This is a genomic window from Saccharopolyspora rhizosphaerae, assembly GCF_003931915.1.
GTDB classification, from domain to species: Bacteria; Actinomycetota; Actinomycetes; order Mycobacteriales; family Pseudonocardiaceae; genus Saccharopolyspora; species Saccharopolyspora rhizosphaerae.
Window position 1 is genome coordinate 123,155 of the sequence record NZ_RSAA01000020.1, and the last position, 17,202, is coordinate 140,356.

General features: G+C 71.2%; 15 protein-coding genes. 2 read left to right on the plus strand and 13 right to left on the minus strand.

Annotated features, from left to right (window positions below):
- The first annotated feature begins 78 nt into the window (after positions 1 to 78).
- Positions 79 to 1,536 (plus strand): flavin-containing monooxygenase, encoded by a 1,458-nt coding sequence (locus tag EIL87_RS20655; RefSeq protein ID WP_125092233.1) that lies wholly within the window; start codon positions 79 to 81, stop codon positions 1,534 to 1,536.
- 19 nt (positions 1,537 to 1,555) lie between these two features.
- Here EIL87_RS20655 and EIL87_RS20660 read toward each other — a convergent pair whose 3' ends face one another.
- From EIL87_RS20660 to EIL87_RS20720, 13 genes are all read right to left on the minus strand, one after another.
- Positions 1,556 to 2,164: a GTP-binding protein gene (locus tag EIL87_RS20660; protein WP_125092234.1), complete on the minus strand. Its 609-nt coding sequence runs from the start codon at positions 2,162 to 2,164 to the stop codon at positions 1,556 to 1,558.
- Positions 2,148 to 2,522 (minus strand): DUF742 domain-containing protein, encoded by a 375-nt coding sequence (locus EIL87_RS20665; RefSeq protein WP_125092235.1) that lies wholly within the window; start codon positions 2,520 to 2,522, stop codon positions 2,148 to 2,150. The genes EIL87_RS20660 and EIL87_RS20665 overlap by 17 nt, the downstream gene beginning before the upstream one ends.
- Before the next feature lie 3 nt (positions 2,523 to 2,525).
- Complete coding sequence (locus EIL87_RS20670; protein WP_158628676.1) at positions 2,526 to 2,948, minus strand: roadblock/LC7 domain-containing protein; 423 nt, start codon at positions 2,946 to 2,948, stop codon at positions 2,526 to 2,528.
- A gap of 5 nt (positions 2,949 to 2,953) precedes the next feature.
- Positions 2,954 to 5,227, minus strand: coding sequence for a sensor histidine kinase (locus tag EIL87_RS20675; RefSeq protein WP_158628677.1), 2,274 nt, complete (start codon positions 5,225 to 5,227; stop codon positions 2,954 to 2,956).
- Positions 5,228 to 6,219: 992 nt separating this feature from the next.
- A complete protein-coding gene (locus tag EIL87_RS20680) occupies positions 6,220 to 7,449 on the minus strand; it encodes a PucR family transcriptional regulator (protein WP_233576421.1) in 1,230 nt (409 codons plus the stop codon).
- 86 nt (positions 7,450 to 7,535) lie between these two features.
- Positions 7,536 to 8,645 carry an MCE family protein gene (locus EIL87_RS20685; protein WP_125092238.1) on the minus strand — a complete coding sequence of 370 codons (1,110 nt, stop codon included), beginning with the start codon at positions 8,643 to 8,645 and terminating at the stop codon, positions 7,536 to 7,538.
- Positions 8,642 to 9,793, minus strand: a complete 1,152-nt coding sequence (locus tag EIL87_RS20690) for an MCE family protein (RefSeq protein ID WP_125092239.1) — start codon at positions 9,791 to 9,793, stop codon at positions 8,642 to 8,644. The genes EIL87_RS20685 and EIL87_RS20690 overlap by 4 nt, the downstream gene beginning before the upstream one ends.
- A complete protein-coding gene (locus tag EIL87_RS20695) occupies positions 9,793 to 10,977 on the minus strand; it encodes an MCE family protein (RefSeq protein ID WP_125092240.1) in 1,185 nt (394 codons plus the stop codon). The genes EIL87_RS20690 and EIL87_RS20695 overlap by 1 nt, the downstream gene beginning before the upstream one ends.
- Positions 10,974 to 12,002, minus strand: coding sequence for an MCE family protein (locus EIL87_RS20700; protein WP_407690563.1), 1,029 nt, complete (start codon positions 12,000 to 12,002; stop codon positions 10,974 to 10,976). The genes EIL87_RS20695 and EIL87_RS20700 overlap by 4 nt, the downstream gene beginning before the upstream one ends.
- Positions 12,002 to 13,030, minus strand: a complete 1,029-nt coding sequence (locus EIL87_RS20705) for an MCE family protein (protein ID WP_125092242.1) — start codon at positions 13,028 to 13,030, stop codon at positions 12,002 to 12,004. The genes EIL87_RS20700 and EIL87_RS20705 overlap by 1 nt, the downstream gene beginning before the upstream one ends.
- Positions 13,027 to 14,349, minus strand: coding sequence for an MCE family protein (locus EIL87_RS20710; RefSeq protein WP_125092243.1), 1,323 nt, complete (start codon positions 14,347 to 14,349; stop codon positions 13,027 to 13,029). Before EIL87_RS20710 ends, EIL87_RS20705 begins: the two co-directional genes overlap by 4 nt.
- Positions 14,346 to 15,179, minus strand: coding sequence for an MlaE family ABC transporter permease (locus EIL87_RS20715; protein ID WP_125092396.1), 834 nt, complete (start codon positions 15,177 to 15,179; stop codon positions 14,346 to 14,348). The genes EIL87_RS20710 and EIL87_RS20715 overlap by 4 nt, the downstream gene beginning before the upstream one ends.
- A gap of 9 nt (positions 15,180 to 15,188) precedes the next feature.
- Complete coding sequence (locus EIL87_RS20720; protein WP_125092244.1) at positions 15,189 to 15,977, minus strand: MlaE family ABC transporter permease; 789 nt, start codon at positions 15,975 to 15,977, stop codon at positions 15,189 to 15,191.
- 296 nt (positions 15,978 to 16,273) lie between these two features.
- Here EIL87_RS20720 and EIL87_RS20725 point away from each other — a divergent pair, with 296 nt between their 5' ends.
- Complete coding sequence (locus EIL87_RS20725) at positions 16,274 to 17,164, plus strand: alpha/beta hydrolase (RefSeq protein ID WP_125092245.1); 891 nt, start codon at positions 16,274 to 16,276, stop codon at positions 17,162 to 17,164.
- Positions 17,165 to 17,202: the final 38 nt, after the last annotated feature.

Genomic DNA, 17,202 nt, shown 5'->3' on the forward strand with positions numbered 1-17,202 from the left:
ACGGCGCCTTTCAACGACACCTGCACGATCTCATCCGAACTCCGAATTGTGAATGGCCCGAACCTGGGAGGGGTGCGAATGGGCACTGTGGACGAAGGCGACGGAAATCCACCTCACCAGTCGAATTCCCGTGATGTGTGCGTGATCGGGGCCGGAATTTCCGGACTTGCCGTGATGCGCTCGCTCCGGCGCCGCGGAATTGATTTCGTCTGCTTGGAACGGGACGACGCGGTCGGTGGCGTGTGGAACTTCAGCACGTCCCGGTCGCAGCGCACGCACCCCGCCTACGAGTCCCTGCACCTCAACACCTCCAGCAAGGTCACCGGCTTCACCGGGTTCCCGGTCCCCGAGGAGTTCCCCCGGTACCCCCGCCACGACCACTTCGCCTCCTACCTGCGCAGCTTCGCCGAAGCGCACGACCTGCCCGGCCGGATCGAGTTCGGCACCACCGTCCACGACGTGGAACCCGCTCCGGGTGGGGGCTGGTCGGTCACCAGCGCCGATGCGCGAGGGTCCGTGCGCACCAGGCACTTCCGCGAGGTCGTGGTGGCCTCGGGCTACCACTCGACGCCGCGGTTGCCTGAGCCGGAGGCCCCGGGTTCGGAAGATTTCCGGGGCAGGCGGTTGCATTCCGCCGATTACACCGATCCGGGGCCCTTCCGCGGGAAGAAGGTCGCCGTGGTCGGGTTCGGGAACTCCGCCTGCGACATCGCCGTCGAACTGTCCCGGGTGGCCGCGAAGACGGTCCTGTCGGTCCGCCGGGGTGCGCACGTGGTGCCCAAGACCCTGATGGGCTTGCCGATCGACGAGATCGCCCAGAGCCGCTGGTGGTCGTTCCTGCCGTTCCGGGTGCAGCGCAGGCTCATCGAGGTGCTGCTGCACCTCTCGCGCGGACGCATCGCCGACTACGGCCTGCCGGAACCCGATCACCGGGTGATGGAGGCTCCCATCACCATCTCCGACGAACTGCTCAGCCGCCTCGCGCACGGCGCGATCGCCGTCAAGCCGGCTGTCGAGGAGCTCACGGCCGGTGGTGTCGCGTTCCGCGACGGCAGCGCGGAGGACGCTGACGCGGTCATCTTCTGCACCGGCTACGACATGGAGCTTCCGCTGCCCGAGGACGTCGCCCTCGACGCGGAGGGGCGCCTCGCGCTGTACCAGCGGATCGTGCCGCTCGGCCACCAGGGCTTGTACTTGGCCGGATTCCTGCGCCCGGTCGGCGCGCTCACCCGGCTCGCCGAGCTCCAGGCCGAGTGGATCGGCGACCTCGTCTGCGGGGACGCCACGCTGCCCGCGGAGCACGAGATGGCCGCCGAGGTGAACCGCCACCTCGAGCGGACCGCCCAGCGCTTCGGCGTCGAACGGCCCGAGGACGCGCTCAACATCGACGTCCCCGTGTACGTGCGGTCGCTCCAGCGAGAACGCCGACGCGGCCGGAACCGGCCGGCCGCGACCTCCCGAAGCCATGTCGAGAACGTGGGCAACGGCATCACCGGGCTGCGCAGACCACCCGCCGAGTGGCCGTCCGCGTCGTGACCGGGCGGCGGGCGGCCGCTCACACGCCGGAGGTGGCCCGCCCTCGCCCGGCCGCCGCGTCCGCGGCGGCGGTGCCGATGACGTGCTCCAGCAGCCGGGCCAGGACGTCCTTGACGTCGGCTCGGCGCCGGGCGTCGAAGTTCATCACCGGCACCTTGGCGGTGTCGAGCTGCAGGGCGTTGGCGACGTCCTCCGGCGCGTAGCGCTGCGTGCCGTCGAACTCGTTGACCGCGACCACGTAGGGGATCCTGCGGTCCTCGTAGAAGTCCAGGCTGGAGAAGCAGTCGTCGAGACGGCGGGTGTCGGCCACGACCACGGCTCCGAACGCGCCGTGGGTGTGGTCGTCCCACACCGACCAGAACCGGGACTGGCCGGGCATCCCGAACAGGAACAGCGGCGTGCCGTTGCTCAGGTTGATCCGGCCGAAGTCGATGCTGACCGTGGTGGTCGTCTTCTCCGGGACACCGGTGAGGGCGTCCACCCCGGCGCTGGCGCCGGTGATGGGCTCGTCGGTCAGCCGCACGTACCGGTCCGGGTCGGCCACGCTCTTGATCAGGGTGGTCTTGCCGCAGCCGTACCCGCCCGCGATGACGAGCTTGACCGGCGGCCGCTCAAAGCTGCTTGACACTGTCCAGAACCCCCTGCAGGTATTCCAGTGTTGCGTCGGAAACGGTGTCCCCCGAGGCGCTCGCGCCGTCGAGGGTGAGGACTCCCCGCCGCAGCAACGCACCCACCAGAGCGCGAGCCGTCAGCACCGGGGTTCCTAGGCTCCCCGCGACCTCTGCTATGGCCACCGGGTTCTTCGCCAGCTCCAGAGCGGCGCTGTCGGCCATCGAGAGGTCGTCGGCGGACGCGCTCCCCGGCTTGGCGACCACCTGCGTGGCCAGGTCCAGGTCCAGGTCGGACTTCTCCGGGGCGCCGGCGACGACGAAGGGGCGGACACCTGCTCCGGGGTCTTCCGCGTGGACGTTCTGCTGGTCTGCCATCGGTTACGGCCTCGTCCCCGTCAGCGGATCGGCTGAGCCACCGCGGCCCTCGGTCACCAGGTGCTCGCCGACCTGGGCGAGCAGGCGGTCGAGCTCGACGTTGACGATCAAGGGGTCGGCGGCGGTGTCGACCACCACCGTGATCCCGGTGCGCTCGGCGGCCAGGGCGAGGACCACGAACCGGTTCGCGCCCTCGATGACCGTCTTGGCGAGCTCACCGCCCCCGCCGATCACGCTCACCCGCTTCGAGGAGCTGAACGCCGAGGCCGACATGGCGGCGAGGTCCTCCGCCTGCTCCTCCGGCACGCCCTCGGACGCGGCTCTGGGGAACCCGTCCGACGACCACAACACGGCGCAGTCCACGTCCGCGACGCGCTGCGCGAAGTCGGTCAGCACCCAGCTCAGGTCGTCACGACCACCGCTCACTGCGTTCACCCCTCACCCTGCTCGCTCCCGTGGTTCTGCCGGCCGGACACGAAACCCATCGCTCCGCCGCCCGCGCTGCGACGCCCCCGGGCGTCCTCATCGGACGGACCCGCTCCCTGTGCCTTCTTCTCCTCGTCGAGCGCGCGGCCGACCGCCGAAGCACCCCGGCGCCGCACCGGCAACCCGACCGGCGAGGTCTCCAGCGGCTCGTCCGCGGCCGGTTCGGCGCGCGGCTTCGGCGGTTCCGGACGGCTCTCGGTGCGCGCCTCCACCGGGTCGGCCAGCACGGCCGTGCCGCCACCGAGCGTGCCGCGAGCGGTGGAGAGGACCATCGGCGACGACCTCTCGACCTCCAGCTCGCGCAGCAGGTCGGCGGGGATGGTCACCTCGGCGCGGATGCCGCCCGCCTCGCCCGCGGCCAGCGACACCTCGACCTGCCACTGCTGCGTGATCCGGGCGACCACCGGCAGGCCCAGCTGCAGGTGCCGCTGGACGTCGCTGAGCGCGAAGTCGGTGTCGCTGCCGAGGACCGCGTTGGCTTCGCTCAGCTTCTCGGGCAGCATGCCCAGACCGCGGTCTTCGATGACGACCGCCAGCGCACCACCGCGCTCCTCGGTCCACACCCGGGCCTTGCCCTGCGGCGAGCTGTAGTTCGCGGCGTTGTCCATCAGCTCGGCGAGCACGCGGATCAGGTACGGGGCGGCCTGGCCGTCGACGGCGACCGCACCCGGGTGGCGGGTGTGGATCCGGTCGTAGTGCTCGATCTCGGCGCGAGCGGACTCGAGGATGACCTCCATCGGAGTCGGACCCCGGTGGTAGCGGGCGAGCCGGTTCCCCGACAGCAGCCGCAGGTTCTCCGCGAGCCGGCGGGCCCGCAGCAGGAGGCTGTCGAGCACCAGCAGCGCGCGGTAGCGGGGTGCGGCCTCGCCGGCTTCGCGCTCCTCGGTGTCGACGATCTGCATGGCGTTCTGCACGATCTGCTGGACCCGCGCGGCCATGCCGACCACGACGCGGGTGAACGCGTCGCCCGTCCGCTTCTGCTTGATGCGCTCCTGGACGGCGACCTGGTAGGCGCCGGCGAAGGCGTCGGCCACGTCGCCGATCTCGTCCTTGCCGAAGTCCAGCGAGCGCAGCGGCGCGGAGACGTCGACCTCTTCACCGCGCTCGACCTTGCGGAACAGCTCGGGGACGTCCTCGTCGGCGATCGTGCGGACGGCGTCGCGCAGTTCGACCAGCCGCTGCGGCACCAGGGCCACGAGGTGGCGGCCGGCGAACCACCACATCAGCACCGCGGCCCCGGCGGTGGCCAGCAGCACCAGCCCGGCCAGCACCGCGGTCCGCAGCAGTGCGTTGGTCCCGTTGGCGAGCCCGAGGTCGGCGCCGTAGCGGGCCTGCTCGACGGCCAGGTCGGTGATCTCGGCCCCGACCTGGTCGCTGATCTGGTGCCACTGCTCGGGAGTCACGCCCTCCGCGTGGCCGCGGGTGATCAGCTGCTGCTCGACGGCCCGCAACTGCTGCCAGTTCGCCGAGCGGGTGAGCTCCTGGTACCGCTCCTCCACCCGCGGCGAGGCGTGCGGCGTCTGCTCGTCGAGCTCGCCGTGGTAGGAGCCGACGAGCACGGCGAACTCGACCTGCTCGGCCGGCAGCATCTGGCCTTCCACGCCACGGCTGCCCAGCATCGCCGTCTGCGCCATCTGGTCGCCCGCGCGGAAGATCTCGGTGGCGGTGACACCGGCGTGCCCGGCCTGGGCGTCCTCGACGGACCGCGCCTGACCGTCGAACAGGTCGGCGCCGGCTTCGAGGACCTCGTTGTACTCGCGCAGCGTCGCGTCCCTGCGCGCCGGGTCGGACGGCGTCGTCGGGCGGACGCGCGGCAGCTGCGCGACGAGGCCGCGCAGCCGGTTGATCTTGGCCTGCATGTCCGCCGGGACGGCCGGGTTCGACACGAGGTCGGTGAGCTTGCCGGAGAGCTCCGCGACGGCGCGGTCGGTGGCGGCGTAGCGCTGGGCGAGCGCGTCCTGGCGGGCCTCACCGGCGAAAGCGCGTGAGACCAGCTGACGTTCGGCCTGGACGGCGGTGAAGGCGCGCACCGCGGGGATCGAGGTGTCCTGCACGGTGACGGCGACGTAGCGGACGATGAGGCCGTCGACGAAGGAGGGGGCGAAACCGGCGAGCACGACGACGAAGAAGAGCGCGACGATGGTGATCAGGATGTTCCGGATCCGCCGCCGGAGGCTCGTCTTGTCCGGCTCGCGCGTTCTGCTCCTGGTCAACTGCACGTCGACGGCACTCCTTCGGTTGTGCTCGGGCGAGGCATGCCCCCAGCCGGCCTTCGCGCGGAACGACGCGAAGCGTGCGCTTCGCCGGGAGTCCACGACGTCCGAGGACCGCGACCGGGGCGAGTGGGTGTGCAGCGCCTCGGTTTCCTTGATCATCCGCGCGGCCCGGACAGTACCAGCACGGTTCCCGGCGCCGATCACCGATCTGACGACGGCCTTCCGCTTCAGCCGGAGGTGAACGGCGCCACCCACCTCCGGTCACGTTCTCCTCTCGATCACCGCGCACCTCCCCGCGTCACCGGCGTCCGAGTTCTGAAGTGGAGCGTGCCGTCCGCGGCGACGAAGCCCCCACCCCACCCACGGCTCGGAGAGCCGTCGACCTCCCCACCTGGAACTGGTGGAAGGATGCGCGTTCTCGTCCAGCAGTGCCTGGAGCACTGGCCCGCCGCGGGTTCTGAGCGCCTTCGTGGCGAGCACGCCGGGACGGCGTTGTGCTGGCCACACATCAGGATCGGCGCACGGAGTCCACGGAGGCGCTGTGCTCTCCCGTTCGGGCATTTCCGCCACCCGCACCGCCAAGCGGAGTGATCCTTCACCAGTTCCTGGGCAGCGAACCATCGGTGAACGCGCCGTGCTGCGCGGCCGGACAGGCCCAGGACGCCGCGCGACGAGCACGGACGTCGCTGTTCGCGTCCACACCGGACGGTGCGGTTCGCAGCGAACGATGTCCTGGGGCAGCGCGGTCCCCGTCCCTCGGCGTCCGGGCTGAGCTGGGGATTTCCGCCACCCGCACCGCCAAGCGGAGCGATCCTTCACCAGTTCCTGGGCAGCGAACCATCGGTGAACGCGCCGTGCTGCGCGGCCGGACAGGCCCAGGACGCCGCGCGACGAGCACGGACGTCGCTGTTCGCGTCCACACCGGACGGTGCGGTTCGCAGCGAACGATGTCCTGGGGCAGCGCGGTCCCCGTCCTTCGGTGTCCCGGGCTGAGCTCAGGAGTCGGCGCCGCGCCAGCGCAGCACCTCCAGCGCAGCGCCGACCCCGACGACGTCCTCGGACAGCGGGCGCGGGAGCAGCTCGTCTGCCTTGGCCAGCCGCCGCAGCACGGTGTTGCGGTGGGTGTAGAGCCGTTCGGCGGTGCGGGAGGCGTTGCACTGCTCGCGGACGTAAGTGCGCACCACCTGCTGCAACTCGGGGTCGGCGTGGCGCAGCGCGCCGAGCGCCTCGGAGACGAACTCGTCGGCGTGGGTGGGATCGGCGGTCATCAGGGCGACCAGTTGCACGTCTTCGTAGCGGGCGACCTGGCGCGAGGAGCTGAGCCGGGCGAGCATTCGCTGAGCGGTCAGCGCGTCGAGGTGGCTGCGGCGGAACCCGTCCACGTCCCGGCCGGGCCGGCCGATCGACACGCGCACGTGCGGTCGCGAGCTCAGCACCTCCGCGAGCTCCTCGGTGCACACCGTGTTCGCCACCGGCAGCCAGATCCACAGGGTTCCGGCGGTGGCGACCACGGTGAGCCGGCGACGGGCACCGGTGAGGCGCACCAGTTCCTCGGCCGCGGCCTCCAGCTCCTCCAGGCCCCCGCGCGCGGTGCTCCACACGACGGCGGCCGTGTGCGGGCCGGTCAGCCCGTAGCCCAACTTCAGCTCGGCGCGTCGGGCGCTGATCGGCGACCCCTCGAGGATGAGCGCGACGGCGGCGCGGCGGTCGGCGTTGGTGCCGTGGACGAGGGTGTCGAGCTCCTCCTGCATCCGCCGGCTGATGCCGGCGATGGTGTCGTTGACGTAGGTCGAGATGGACAGCGCTGTGACGTCGAGGAGTTCGCGCAGTTCGTCGGGGTCGGAGGTCAGCGAGAAGCAGATCTCCATCCAGAACCGCCAGGCGACGTTCTGCCCGGCCCGGTAGGTGTCGAGGGCGTTGGTGTCGAGCCCGCGCCGGACCAGGTCGCGGGCGGTGTCGAGGGCTTGGGTGCCCAGGTGCGGGGGAACGCGGCAGCCGGGGTCCTGGATGTTGGCGGCGGCCCAGTGCACGACGTTGTCGACGTTGGTCTGCCGCAACCCGTCGGCCAGCACGGGATCGGCGGCGATGGCCTGCGTCCGGTCGGCGTCGAGCACGGCGGCGTGCAACTCCTCCGCCCACATCGCGGGCGGCCGCAGCGCGCTTTCCGCGCCGGCCCGGATCAGCTCCCGAACTCGAGCGGAGGGGCAGGGCCACGATCGAGTCACGGCAGGCACTATGCCCCACGACGCCCGATTCCGGGAAGTCCCCTGCCGCTGAACGGTTCTGACCGCGCAGCACGGCTCCGCCCGGATCAGCCCGGCTCGCGCGCTCGCTCGGCACCGCGGACGTTGGTGGGGCTGCCGGGCGGTTCGGCGCAGTGGGCCTGGAGGTTGGCCGGGACGTCGGTGAGGTCGGTGCCGGCGCGCTGCTGGGTGCTCTCGTAGCCGCGGGTGCAGACGAACGGGTCGAAGCTGTTGAGCACGAGGCCGAACCGGGCGCGGCCGTCGCCGGGAACGGTGGTCCTGGTGCCCTGCGCGATGCTGGGGTAGGTGACCAGCAGCTGCTCGACCCCGTCGAGGCGGGTGCGGTAGACGTTGGCGGTGGTCAGCAGGTTGCCGAGCAGTGTGCCGAGCTGCGGCCCGGACTCCCGCAGCAGTCCGCTGACCTGCTCGGCCGCCGGCGGTGCCGCGCCGATGACGCGCCGCAGGTCCTGGTCGGAGGAACGCAACTGGCTCGCGAACAGGTGCAGGTCACGGCTGAAGGAGGCGATCTCAGCGCCCTGCTCGCGCTGCGTCTCCAGCACCCGGCGGCCGCTGGTGATCAGGTCCAGCGTCTGCGGCAGGTGCTCGGTGGCCTCCCGGGTGTAGGCGCGGGAGGTGTCGAGCAGCGTGCCGAGCGGTCCGTTGAGGCCGGTGAACGCCAGGTCCAGTTCGGTGACCACCGTCTGGAGCGACCCGATCGGGATGCTGTCGACCGTGCGGTCCACGTTGGCCAGCAGCTCCTCCGGCGGCACCGGGATCGAGGTGCGGTCGCTGGTGATCACCGAACCCTCGGCCAGGTGCGGGCCACCGTCGGAGCGGGGCCGGAGGTCGACGTACTGCTCGCCCACCGCGGAGCGGTTGGCGACCACGGCTTCGGTGTCGGCCGGGACCGGAGGCGCGCTGTCCTCGATGTCCAGGTGCACGTCGACGCCCGAGGGCGTGAGCCGCAGCGGCCCGACCCGCCCGACCGGCAGTCCGCGGTAAGTGACCTCGGCGTTGGTGAAGATGCCGCCGGAGTCGCGGAACCGGGCCACCACGGTGTAGCCGCGTGAGGACACCAGCCGGTCCAGCCCGGCGTAGGTGGCACCGACGTAGGTGATGCCCACCAGGGCGATCAGCAGGAACGCCCCGATCTGCAGCTTGGTGCGCTGGGAGATCACCGGGCACCTCCGAGCACGACGTCGAACGGTCCGCCCGGTCTCGGTGGCGGCGGCAGTGCTGGCGGGGCCGGAGCGGGCCCGGGCTGGGCCGGAGCGGGGATCGGCAGCGGCAGTTCGCTGGGCCCGGCGCCGCCGGTGGGCGGCGGGCGTCCCTGCAGCACGTTGTCCACGAAGGTGGACAGGTCGATGTCCAGTTGCAGGTCCAAGTTGGTGTAGTCGCCCTTGATGGCGTTCACCGTGTAGTCGGTGAACGGGAAGGTGACGAGGACTTCCAGCGACCTCGGCAGGTCTTCGCCGGCTTGGGCGAGCTTCTGCAGGATCGGGCTCAGCGACCGGAGGTTCTCGAGGGTGTCCTGCTCGCTGCGTTCGGTGGTCTCCACGGCGACCTCGGAGAGCCGGTCCACCTGCTGCAGCATGCCGACCAGCTGGCCGCGCTGCTCGTTGATGACCCGCAACCCGGGCCCGAGGTTGTCCAGCGCGTACGCGATGTTCTGCTTCTGCCCCACCAGCGAGGCGGCGAGCCGGTTGAGCCCGTCGATGGCGCGGGTGATCTCGTCGCGCTGGCCGTCGAGTTCGCGGGTGAAGACCTCCACGTTGCGGTGCAGCGACCGGATGTCGGTCTCGTTGCCCGACAGCGCGGCACCGAGCTCCTGGTTGATCTGCTGCAGCTGGCCGATGCCGCCGCCGTTGAGCAGCATCGACAGCGCGCCCAGCACTTCCTCGACCTGCGGGTGGCGCTGGGTGCGGGACAACGGGATCCGGTCGCCGTCGGACAGCAGCGGAGCACCCGGTTCGGCGGAACCGTCGAGCTGCACGTACTTCTCGCCGAGCAGGCTGGACTGGCGCAACTGCGCGTGGGCGCCCGCGGGCAGTCGCACGTCGCGGTTGATCTCCATGGTGACCTCGGCGGTCCAGCCGTCCTCGGCCAGCTGGATGCCGGAGACCCGGCCGACCGCGACGTCGTTGACCTTGACGCTGGCCTGCGGCACCAGGTCGAGCACGTCGGCCAGCTGCGCGGTCACCCGGTACGGGTCGTCGCCGAGGTCGGCGCCGCCGGGCAGCGGCGCGTTGTGGATGCCGGTGAAGCCCTGCTGGCCGCACCCGGCGAGCAGCAGCAGGCTCAGCAGCAGCGGGAGGGCGACCCGCATCAGCGCCCACCTCCCGGGTGCGGTGAGCCGGTGTCGCGCAGGGCGTCGACCAGCGGGAGCGGGAGGTCCGGCGCACGGCCGTGCCGCAGCGAGTCGACCGCGTCGGCCGGGGACGGCAGCGGGACCGCGCCGGAGACGATCGGTTCGACGCGCTTGCAGGCGTCGGCGAGCACGGGCGGGACCGGGCGCTGCGGCGGCGCCTCGCGCAGCAGCTTGCACACCAGGACGATCGGCGGGTGGGTGAGCTCGTTGATGTTGCCCCGGGTGCGGGTGACCCGGGCGGAGTCGTCGTAGGTGTTGGCCAGGTTCGACATGCCCAGCGGTGCCAGGTCGGTGACCTCCTCCAGCGCCGCCCGCTGGTCGACGAGCACCTGCGTCACCGCGCTCAGGTGGTCCACGTTGGACTGCAGGACCGCGCGGTTGTCGCGGATGAAGGCCGCGGTCTCCGACAGCGCGGGGCCGAGTTCCCGCAGCGCGGCACCGAGTTCGCCGCGCTCGGCGGCCAGGATCCCGGCGGTGTCGGCGAGTTGCGCGTTGAACCGCCGCACCTCGTGGTCGCTGTCGGCGAGGGTGCGGTGGAACAGCTGCAGGTTGTCGACGGTGGCGAAGAGGTCTTCCTTGGACCCCGCCAACGTGCTGGTGGCCTCGCCGAGCTGCCGCAGCATGTCGTTGAGCTGGGCGCCGTTGCCGCCCAGGTTCGCGGCCTGCACGTCGAGGAAGTCCGACAACGCGCCGTCGCGGTTGGCACCTTCCGGACCGAGCATCCGCATCGTGCGGTCGGTGTTGCGGTTGATCTCGTCGAGCTCCAGCGGTGTGGCGGTGCGCTCGCGCGGGACCACCGCGCCGTCCTCGAGGACGGGCCCGCCCTCGTAGGCGGGGGTGAACTGCACGTAGCGGTCGCTGACCAGGCTCGGCGCGACCGCAACAGCTTTCGCGTCGGCCGGGATCGGGGTGCCGTCCTCGACGCGCATCTCGACCCGCACCCGGGTTCCTTCCGGCACGACCTCGGTCACCGAACCGACCCGCATGCCCAGCACCCGCACGTCGGTGCCGGGGAACAACCCGACGGCGGCGCTGAAGTAGGCGGTCACCGAGGTGCGTTCGGCCAGCGCCACGGCCCACCAGGCACCTCCGGTGAGCAGCAGCGCTGCGGCGAGCACCATCGCCATCACCCGGCGGTTCATCGCGGACCTCCTCGACCGGACCCGCCCTCGATCGGCGGGGCACAGCCCTGCTCGTTGGCCGTCACCGGGCCGAGCTGCAGCACGGGCGGGACCTGACCGCACACGTAGCTGTCGAACCAGCGCCCGTTGGCAACGGTGTTGCTGAAGTAGCGCGCGAACGGGGCCAGGTTCTGCAGGCCGCGGTTGAGGTTGTCCTGGTTGCGGTGCAGCACCTCGGTGACCCGTTGCAGCGTGGCCAGCGCGGGTTGGAGCTGCGCGCGGTTGTCGGCGACGAGCCCGCGCAGCTGCTCGGAGAGCTCCCGCGTGCTGCGCAACAGGGTGGCGATCGCGTCTCGGCGGAAGCGGATCTCCTCCATGAGCAGGTTGCCGTCGGCGATCAGCTTGGCGAAGACCTGGTCCCGGTCGGCCAGCACCTGGCTGACCTGGCGGGTGCCGCTGAGCAGCTGGTCGAGCTGCTCGTCCCGCCGCGAGATGACCTGGGAGAACGCCGTAAGCCCGCGCAGCGCCTCACCGACGTGCGCGGGAGTGCCGCGGAAGGTGTCGGCCATGGTCTGGAAGCTCTGCGCCAGCGCGGCGGTGTCGACCTCGCCGGAGGTGCGCCCGAGGTCCTGGAACGCCTCGGTGACGTCGTAGGGCGAGCGGGTGCGCTCGGCGGTGATCGGCTCGGACGGGTCCTGCTCGCGCTCTCCCCGCGGGTCCAGCGACAGGAACTTCTGGCCCAACAGGGTCTTGATCTCGATGGAGGCCGTGGTGCGGTCGCCGACCCAGGCGTCGTCGACGCGGAAGGCGACCTCGACGTGCTTGCCGCGCAACGACATCGACGTCACCGTGCCGGCCTTGACGCCGGCGATGCGGACCTCGTCGTCGGGCTTGAGCCCGGCGGCCTCGGTGAACTGCGCGCGGTAGGTGGTGCCGCCGACCACCGGCAGGTCCTCGAAGTAGAACGCCAGCAATGACACGACGGTGATCAGCACCAGTCCCACCACCCCGGCGGCGGCCGGGTCGCGCTGCTTGAGCCGGCGGATCATCGGCACCTCCCCGGCATCTGCTCCGGAGGCGTGGTCGGCAGCGGCACCGCCACGCCGAGGCTGGAGATGCGCACCTGCCCGGAGCTCCGGCACAAGAAGTAGTTGAACCAGGACCCGTAGCTGGCGGTGCGGTTGATGGTGTTGAGCTTGTCGGGCAGTCCACTGGCGAAGCGCTCCACCAGCGGGCGGTGGTCGTCGAGGTTGCGCGAGAGCACGCCGAGGTGGTGGATGCTCTCCCGCAGCGGCTTCCGGCCTTCGGCGAGCAGCCCCGCGGTGGCCTCGTTGACCTCCCCGATGCCCTCGACGGCGGAGCCGATCTGCTCGCGGTCGGCGGCCAGACCGGACACCACCTGCTGGGTCTGCACCAGCACCTCGTCGAGCTCGGCGTTGCGGCTGCTGATGGTGCCGAGCACCTCGTTGAGGTTCGTGACGACCTCGCCGATCACCTGGTCGCGGGAGGCCAGCGTCTGGGTCAGCGAGGCGATGTGGGACAGCAAGCTCTGCACGGTGCCGCCTTCGCCCTGCAGGGTTTGGATGATCGCGTGCGAGAGCTTGTTGACGTCCTCCGGCGCGAGGGCCTGCAGCAGCGGCTTGAACCCGTTGAACAGCACGGTCAGGTTCAACGCGGGTCTGCTGCGATCGATCGGGATCGTCGAGCCCTCCGGCATCGCCTCGGGGGAACCCTCCCCTCCTTCGACGGCGAGGTAGCGCTGGCCGATGAGGTTGCGGTACTTGATCGAGGCGGTCGTCGAGGCGGGCAGGGAGCGGTCGCCGAAGAGCGTGAACCGCACGTGCGCCTGCCGCCTCTCGGCGATCTCGATGGAGTCGACCTGGCCGACCTTGACCCCGGCGATGCGCACGTCGTCGCCCTCGTTGAGCCCGGTGACGTCGGTGAACCGCGCCGAGTACTCGGTGGTCGGGCCGAAGCTCGTGTTGGCGATGGTGATCCCGAGAAGGCCGGTGGCCAGCAAGGTCACCGCCACGAACACCACGAGCTTGGTCAGCGACGGCCTGATCGCTCTCATCGCACCTCCACCTGCGCTCCCCGGTACAGCGGGCCGACCAGCAGGCTGCTCCAGCCCGGGACCTCCTCCGGGCGCAACCGGGTCGAGGGGGCAAGCAGCGCGGCGATGAGGCGCCGCTCGGCCGTCGAGTGCTGGATCGAACCCGACGGTCCGGTGGCCGAGCTCGGACTGGTCGACGCCGGCGGCGTGTGCTGCTCGCGCCGCGGCGGGTGGGTCGAGCCGTCACGCGGTGGTCCGCCACCCGGCAGGTCGGCGGGCATCGGGACCTGGTCGTAGCAGCGGGGTCCGCGCCGGTCCTCCCAGCGGGGTTCGTCGTGGCCGGGCAGGTACTTGTCGCCGTCATCGCTGATCTCCACCCGCAGCCGGACCACCCCCGGTGTGTCGGTCCCCTTGCCGGCGACCTGGTCGAAGCGCGGCACGGCGTCGGCGAGGTCCTCGAACAGGCAGGGGTATTCGGGTGAGTAGCGGGCGAGCAGGCGGAGCTGCTCGCGGCTGGCCGCGTTGAGCTCGATGATGTTGTTCTGGTTGGCCCGCAGGAACCCGTCCAGGTCCCCTGCTCCGGTGGTGACCGTGCGGTAGAGGCGTTCCAGCCCTGCGCGGTTCTCGGCCACGGTCCGGTGGTTGACCGCCAGGTCGCGCAGCGCCCCCACCAGGTCGGGGGCGGTGTCGGCGTAGAGGTGGGCGACGTCGCCCAGCGCCCGGATGTTGGCCTGGAGCTCGGGCAGCGCGGGGTTGAACTGCTCCAGGAGCCGGTTGGTCTCCGCCAGCGTCTCGCCGAGCTGCTCGCCGCGTCCGTCCAGCGCCATCGAGACGGTGTTGAGCGTGCTGGCGAGCTTGTCCGGCTTGACCGCTCGCAAGACCGGCATCAGGTCGCTGAGCACCTCCTCCAGCTCGATCGAGGCCGTGCTGCGGTCCTGCTCGATGACGTCGTCGTCGCGCAGCGGCTCCGGGGACGGCGTCGCCGGCGGGACGAGGCTGACGTAGCGCTCGCCGAACAAGGTCTTCGGCAGCAGGCGCGCGGTGACCTCGGCCGGGATGAGGGCGACCTTGTCCGGGTGCAGCGCCAGGTCGAGCTCGGCTCCGCTCGCGGTGGCCCGCACCTCCCGCACCTCGCCGACGACCAGTCCGCGGACCTTGACGTCGGCGGGCGGTTGCAACTGATTGCCGACCCGGTCGGTGCGCAGCAGCACGTGCACCACCGGCGTGAACGCCTTCTGGTACACCGCGACCGTCGAGGCCAGGAACAGCACGATCACGCTGATGAACACCGCGCCGACCACCCGTCGGCGCAGCACTCCCACCTGCTCCCCCGCGCTCATCCGGCGATCCGCACCGTCGTGGTCGCGCCCCAGATGGCGAGGCTGAGGAAGAAGTCGAGGACGTTGAGCGAGATGATCGCGGTGCGCACCGCCCGGCCCACCGCGCTGCCGACTCCGGCCGGGCCACCGGCGGCGCGGAAGCCGTAGTAGCAGTGCACCAGGATGATCACCAGGCTGAACAGCAGCACCTTACCGAAGGAGAACAGCACGTCCTGCGGCGGCAGGAACAGGTGGAAGTAGTGGTCGTAGGTGCCCGCCGACTGGCCGTAGAAGTACACCGTGATCACGCGGGAGGCCAGGTAGGACGACATCAGCCCGATCACGTACAGCGGGACCACCGCGCCGAGCCCGGCCAGCACGCGCGTGGTGACCAGGAACGGGACGCTGCGCACCGCCATGACTTCCAGCGCATCGATCTCCTCGGAGATGCGCATCGCGCCGAGCTGCGCGGTGAACCCGCAGCCCACGGTCGCCGACAGCGCCAGCCCCGCCACCAAGGGGGCGACCTCCCGGGTGTTGAAGTAGGCGCTGACGAACCCGGTGAAGCTGGCCGTGCCGAGCTGGTTGAGCGCGGTGTAGCCCTGCATCCCGACGACGGTGCCGGTGAACAGGGTCATGCCCACCATCACGCCGATCGTGCCGCCGAGCACGGCCAGCGCCCCGCTGCCGAAGGTCACCTCGGCCAGCAGCCGCACGACCTCCTTGGAGTAGCGGCGCAGCGTCCGGGGCGCCCACGCGAGCGCGCGCAGGTAGAACAGCGCTTGGTCGCCGGAGGTGTCGAGCACCTGCAGCGGCCGGTTGAGCAGCCGCCGGACGCGGCCCGTCGCCATGACCACGGCTCACATCCCCTTCGGCGGGACGAGCTGCAGGTAGATCGCGGTGAGCACCACGTTGACCAGGAACAGCAGCATGAACGAGATGACCACCGCCTGGTTCACCGCGTCGCCCACGCCCTTCGGGCCGGGCGCCGGGTTGAGCCCGCGGTGCGCGGCGACCACGCCGGCGATGAACCCGAAGATCACCGCCTTGATCTCGCCGATCCACAGGTCGGGCAGCTGGGCGAGGCCGTTGAAGCTGGCCATGTAGGCGCCGGGCGTGCCGCCCTGCATGATCACGTTGAAGAAGTAGCCGCCGAGCACGCCGACGACGCTGACCACGCCGTTGAGCAAGGTCGCGACCAGCATCGCCGCGAGCACCCGTGGCACGACCAACCGGTGGACCGGTGAGACGCCCAGGGTCTCCATCGCCGCGATCTCGTCGCGGATGGTGCGCGCGCCCAGGTCCGCGCAGATCGCCGAACCGCCGGCACCGGCGATGAGCAGCGCGGTGATCAGCGGGCTGGCCTGCTGGATGATGGCCAGCACGCTGGAGGCGCCGGTGAACGACTGGGCCCCGATCTGCTTGGTCAGCGACCCGAGCTGCAGCGCGATCACCGCCCCGAACGGGATGGACACCAGGGCGGTGGGCAGGATGGTCACGCTGGCGACGAACCAGGACTGCTGGACGAACTCGCGCCACTGGAAGGGCCGGACGAACAACGCCCTGGCCACGTCCACGGCGTGCAGGAACAGCCGTCCCGTCTCGCTGAGCGGACCGGTACCGCCCGGTCGCGCCACACCCACACCCATCGCCGCTCCCCGGTGATCTCGGCAGGGCATCCAGGGTGATCCAGGGCACTCGGCGCTTCCAGGGGCACGTTGCCCCACGATTCCTCCAGCCTGGTGCACATCACCCGTAACCCAGCGCGGAGCGACGACGATGTGACCAGTTCAGCTGGCACGAAAACGACTGCGACTCAACAGGATCCGGCGGTCCCAAGTGGAACCGGGGCGTCCGCTCGACCGCCCCGGACGGTTCACGGCGCGCTGCGCGGGTACTCCTCCGAGCGGAGTCCGGGGTTCGACGGGAACGGAGGTTTCGCGGCGTGGTGAGCTGGCAGGCACGACTGGTCCTCGCCCAGTACTGGCTGACTCGACGCAAGCAGGTCTTCGCCGACCCGGAGAAGCTGCGGGAGAGCGCCGAGAGCCACCAGGCGGAGAGCGTGCAGGTGCCGAACTGGGTGCACCGGCGCTTCCGCGTCGAGGCGTCCGACGTGCACGGGCACCGCTGCTACACGCTGCACCCGCGCCGGCCGGAGAACACCCAGCACATCCTCTACCTGCACGGAGGCGCCTACGTGCACCAAGTGGAGACCGCGCACTGGCGGTTCCTGGCGCGGCTGATCGAGGCGACCGGGTCGGTGGTGACGGTGCCGATCTACCCGTTGGCACCCACCTCGGCCTACGACGAGACGCTGGCGATGGTGTGGCAGACCTACCAGCAGGTCTTGAGCCGGCTGCCCCCGCAGGACCAGGTGGTCATGGGTGATTCGGCGGGCGGCGGCCTGGCGCTGTTCGTGGCGCAGCGCATCAAGCAGCACGGCGGGCCCCAGCCGCGCCGCTTGGTGCTGTTCGCGCCGTGGCTCGACCTCACCACGAGCGATCCGCGGATCGACGAGCTCGAGCCGCACGACCCGTTCCTGAGCGCCCCGGGGCTGCGCGAGGCCGCCCGCCTCTACACCCGCGACCTCGACCTGCGCGACCACCGGATCAGCCCGCTGTTCGGCGACCTGTCCGGCCTGGCGCCGATGAGCGTGTTCACCGGCACCCGGGACGTGCTGCTCGCCGACTCGCGGCGGTTGCGCGACCGGCTCCGCGAGAGCGGCTCCGAGATCGACTACGAGGAGTACACCGGGATGTTCCACGGGTGGGTCCTGCAGTCGCTCCCGGAAGCCGAGCACGCGAGGAACCGCGTTTCCGCGCTCGTCGGTGATTGAACCCGGGCGAACCGGGGAAACCGTCCTTGAAGTGATCC

Excerpts from the sequence above, each read along its gene's own strand:
- EIL87_RS20655 (WP_125092233.1), top strand. The coding sequence starts at position 79 with ATGGGCACTGTGGACGAAGGCGACGGAAATCCACCTCACCAGTCGAAT.
- EIL87_RS20665 (WP_125092235.1), bottom strand. The coding sequence starts at position 2,522 with ATGGCAGACCAGCAGAACGTCCACGCGGAAGACCCCGGAGCAGGTGTC.
- EIL87_RS20690 (WP_125092239.1), bottom strand. The coding sequence starts at position 9,793 with ATGCGGGTCGCCCTCCCGCTGCTGCTGAGCCTGCTGCTGCTCGCCGGG.
- EIL87_RS20695 (WP_125092240.1), bottom strand. The coding sequence starts at position 10,977 with ATGAACCGCCGGGTGATGGCGATGGTGCTCGCCGCAGCGCTGCTGCTC.
- EIL87_RS20705 (WP_125092242.1), bottom strand. The coding sequence starts at position 13,030 with ATGAGAGCGATCAGGCCGTCGCTGACCAAGCTCGTGGTGTTCGTGGCG.
- EIL87_RS20710 (WP_125092243.1), bottom strand. The coding sequence starts at position 14,349 with ATGAGCGCGGGGGAGCAGGTGGGAGTGCTGCGCCGACGGGTGGTCGGC.
- EIL87_RS20715 (WP_125092396.1), bottom strand. The coding sequence starts at position 15,179 with ATGGCGACGGGCCGCGTCCGGCGGCTGCTCAACCGGCCGCTGCAGGTG.
- EIL87_RS20720 (WP_125092244.1), bottom strand. The coding sequence starts at position 15,977 with ATGGGTGTGGGTGTGGCGCGACCGGGCGGTACCGGTCCGCTCAGCGAG.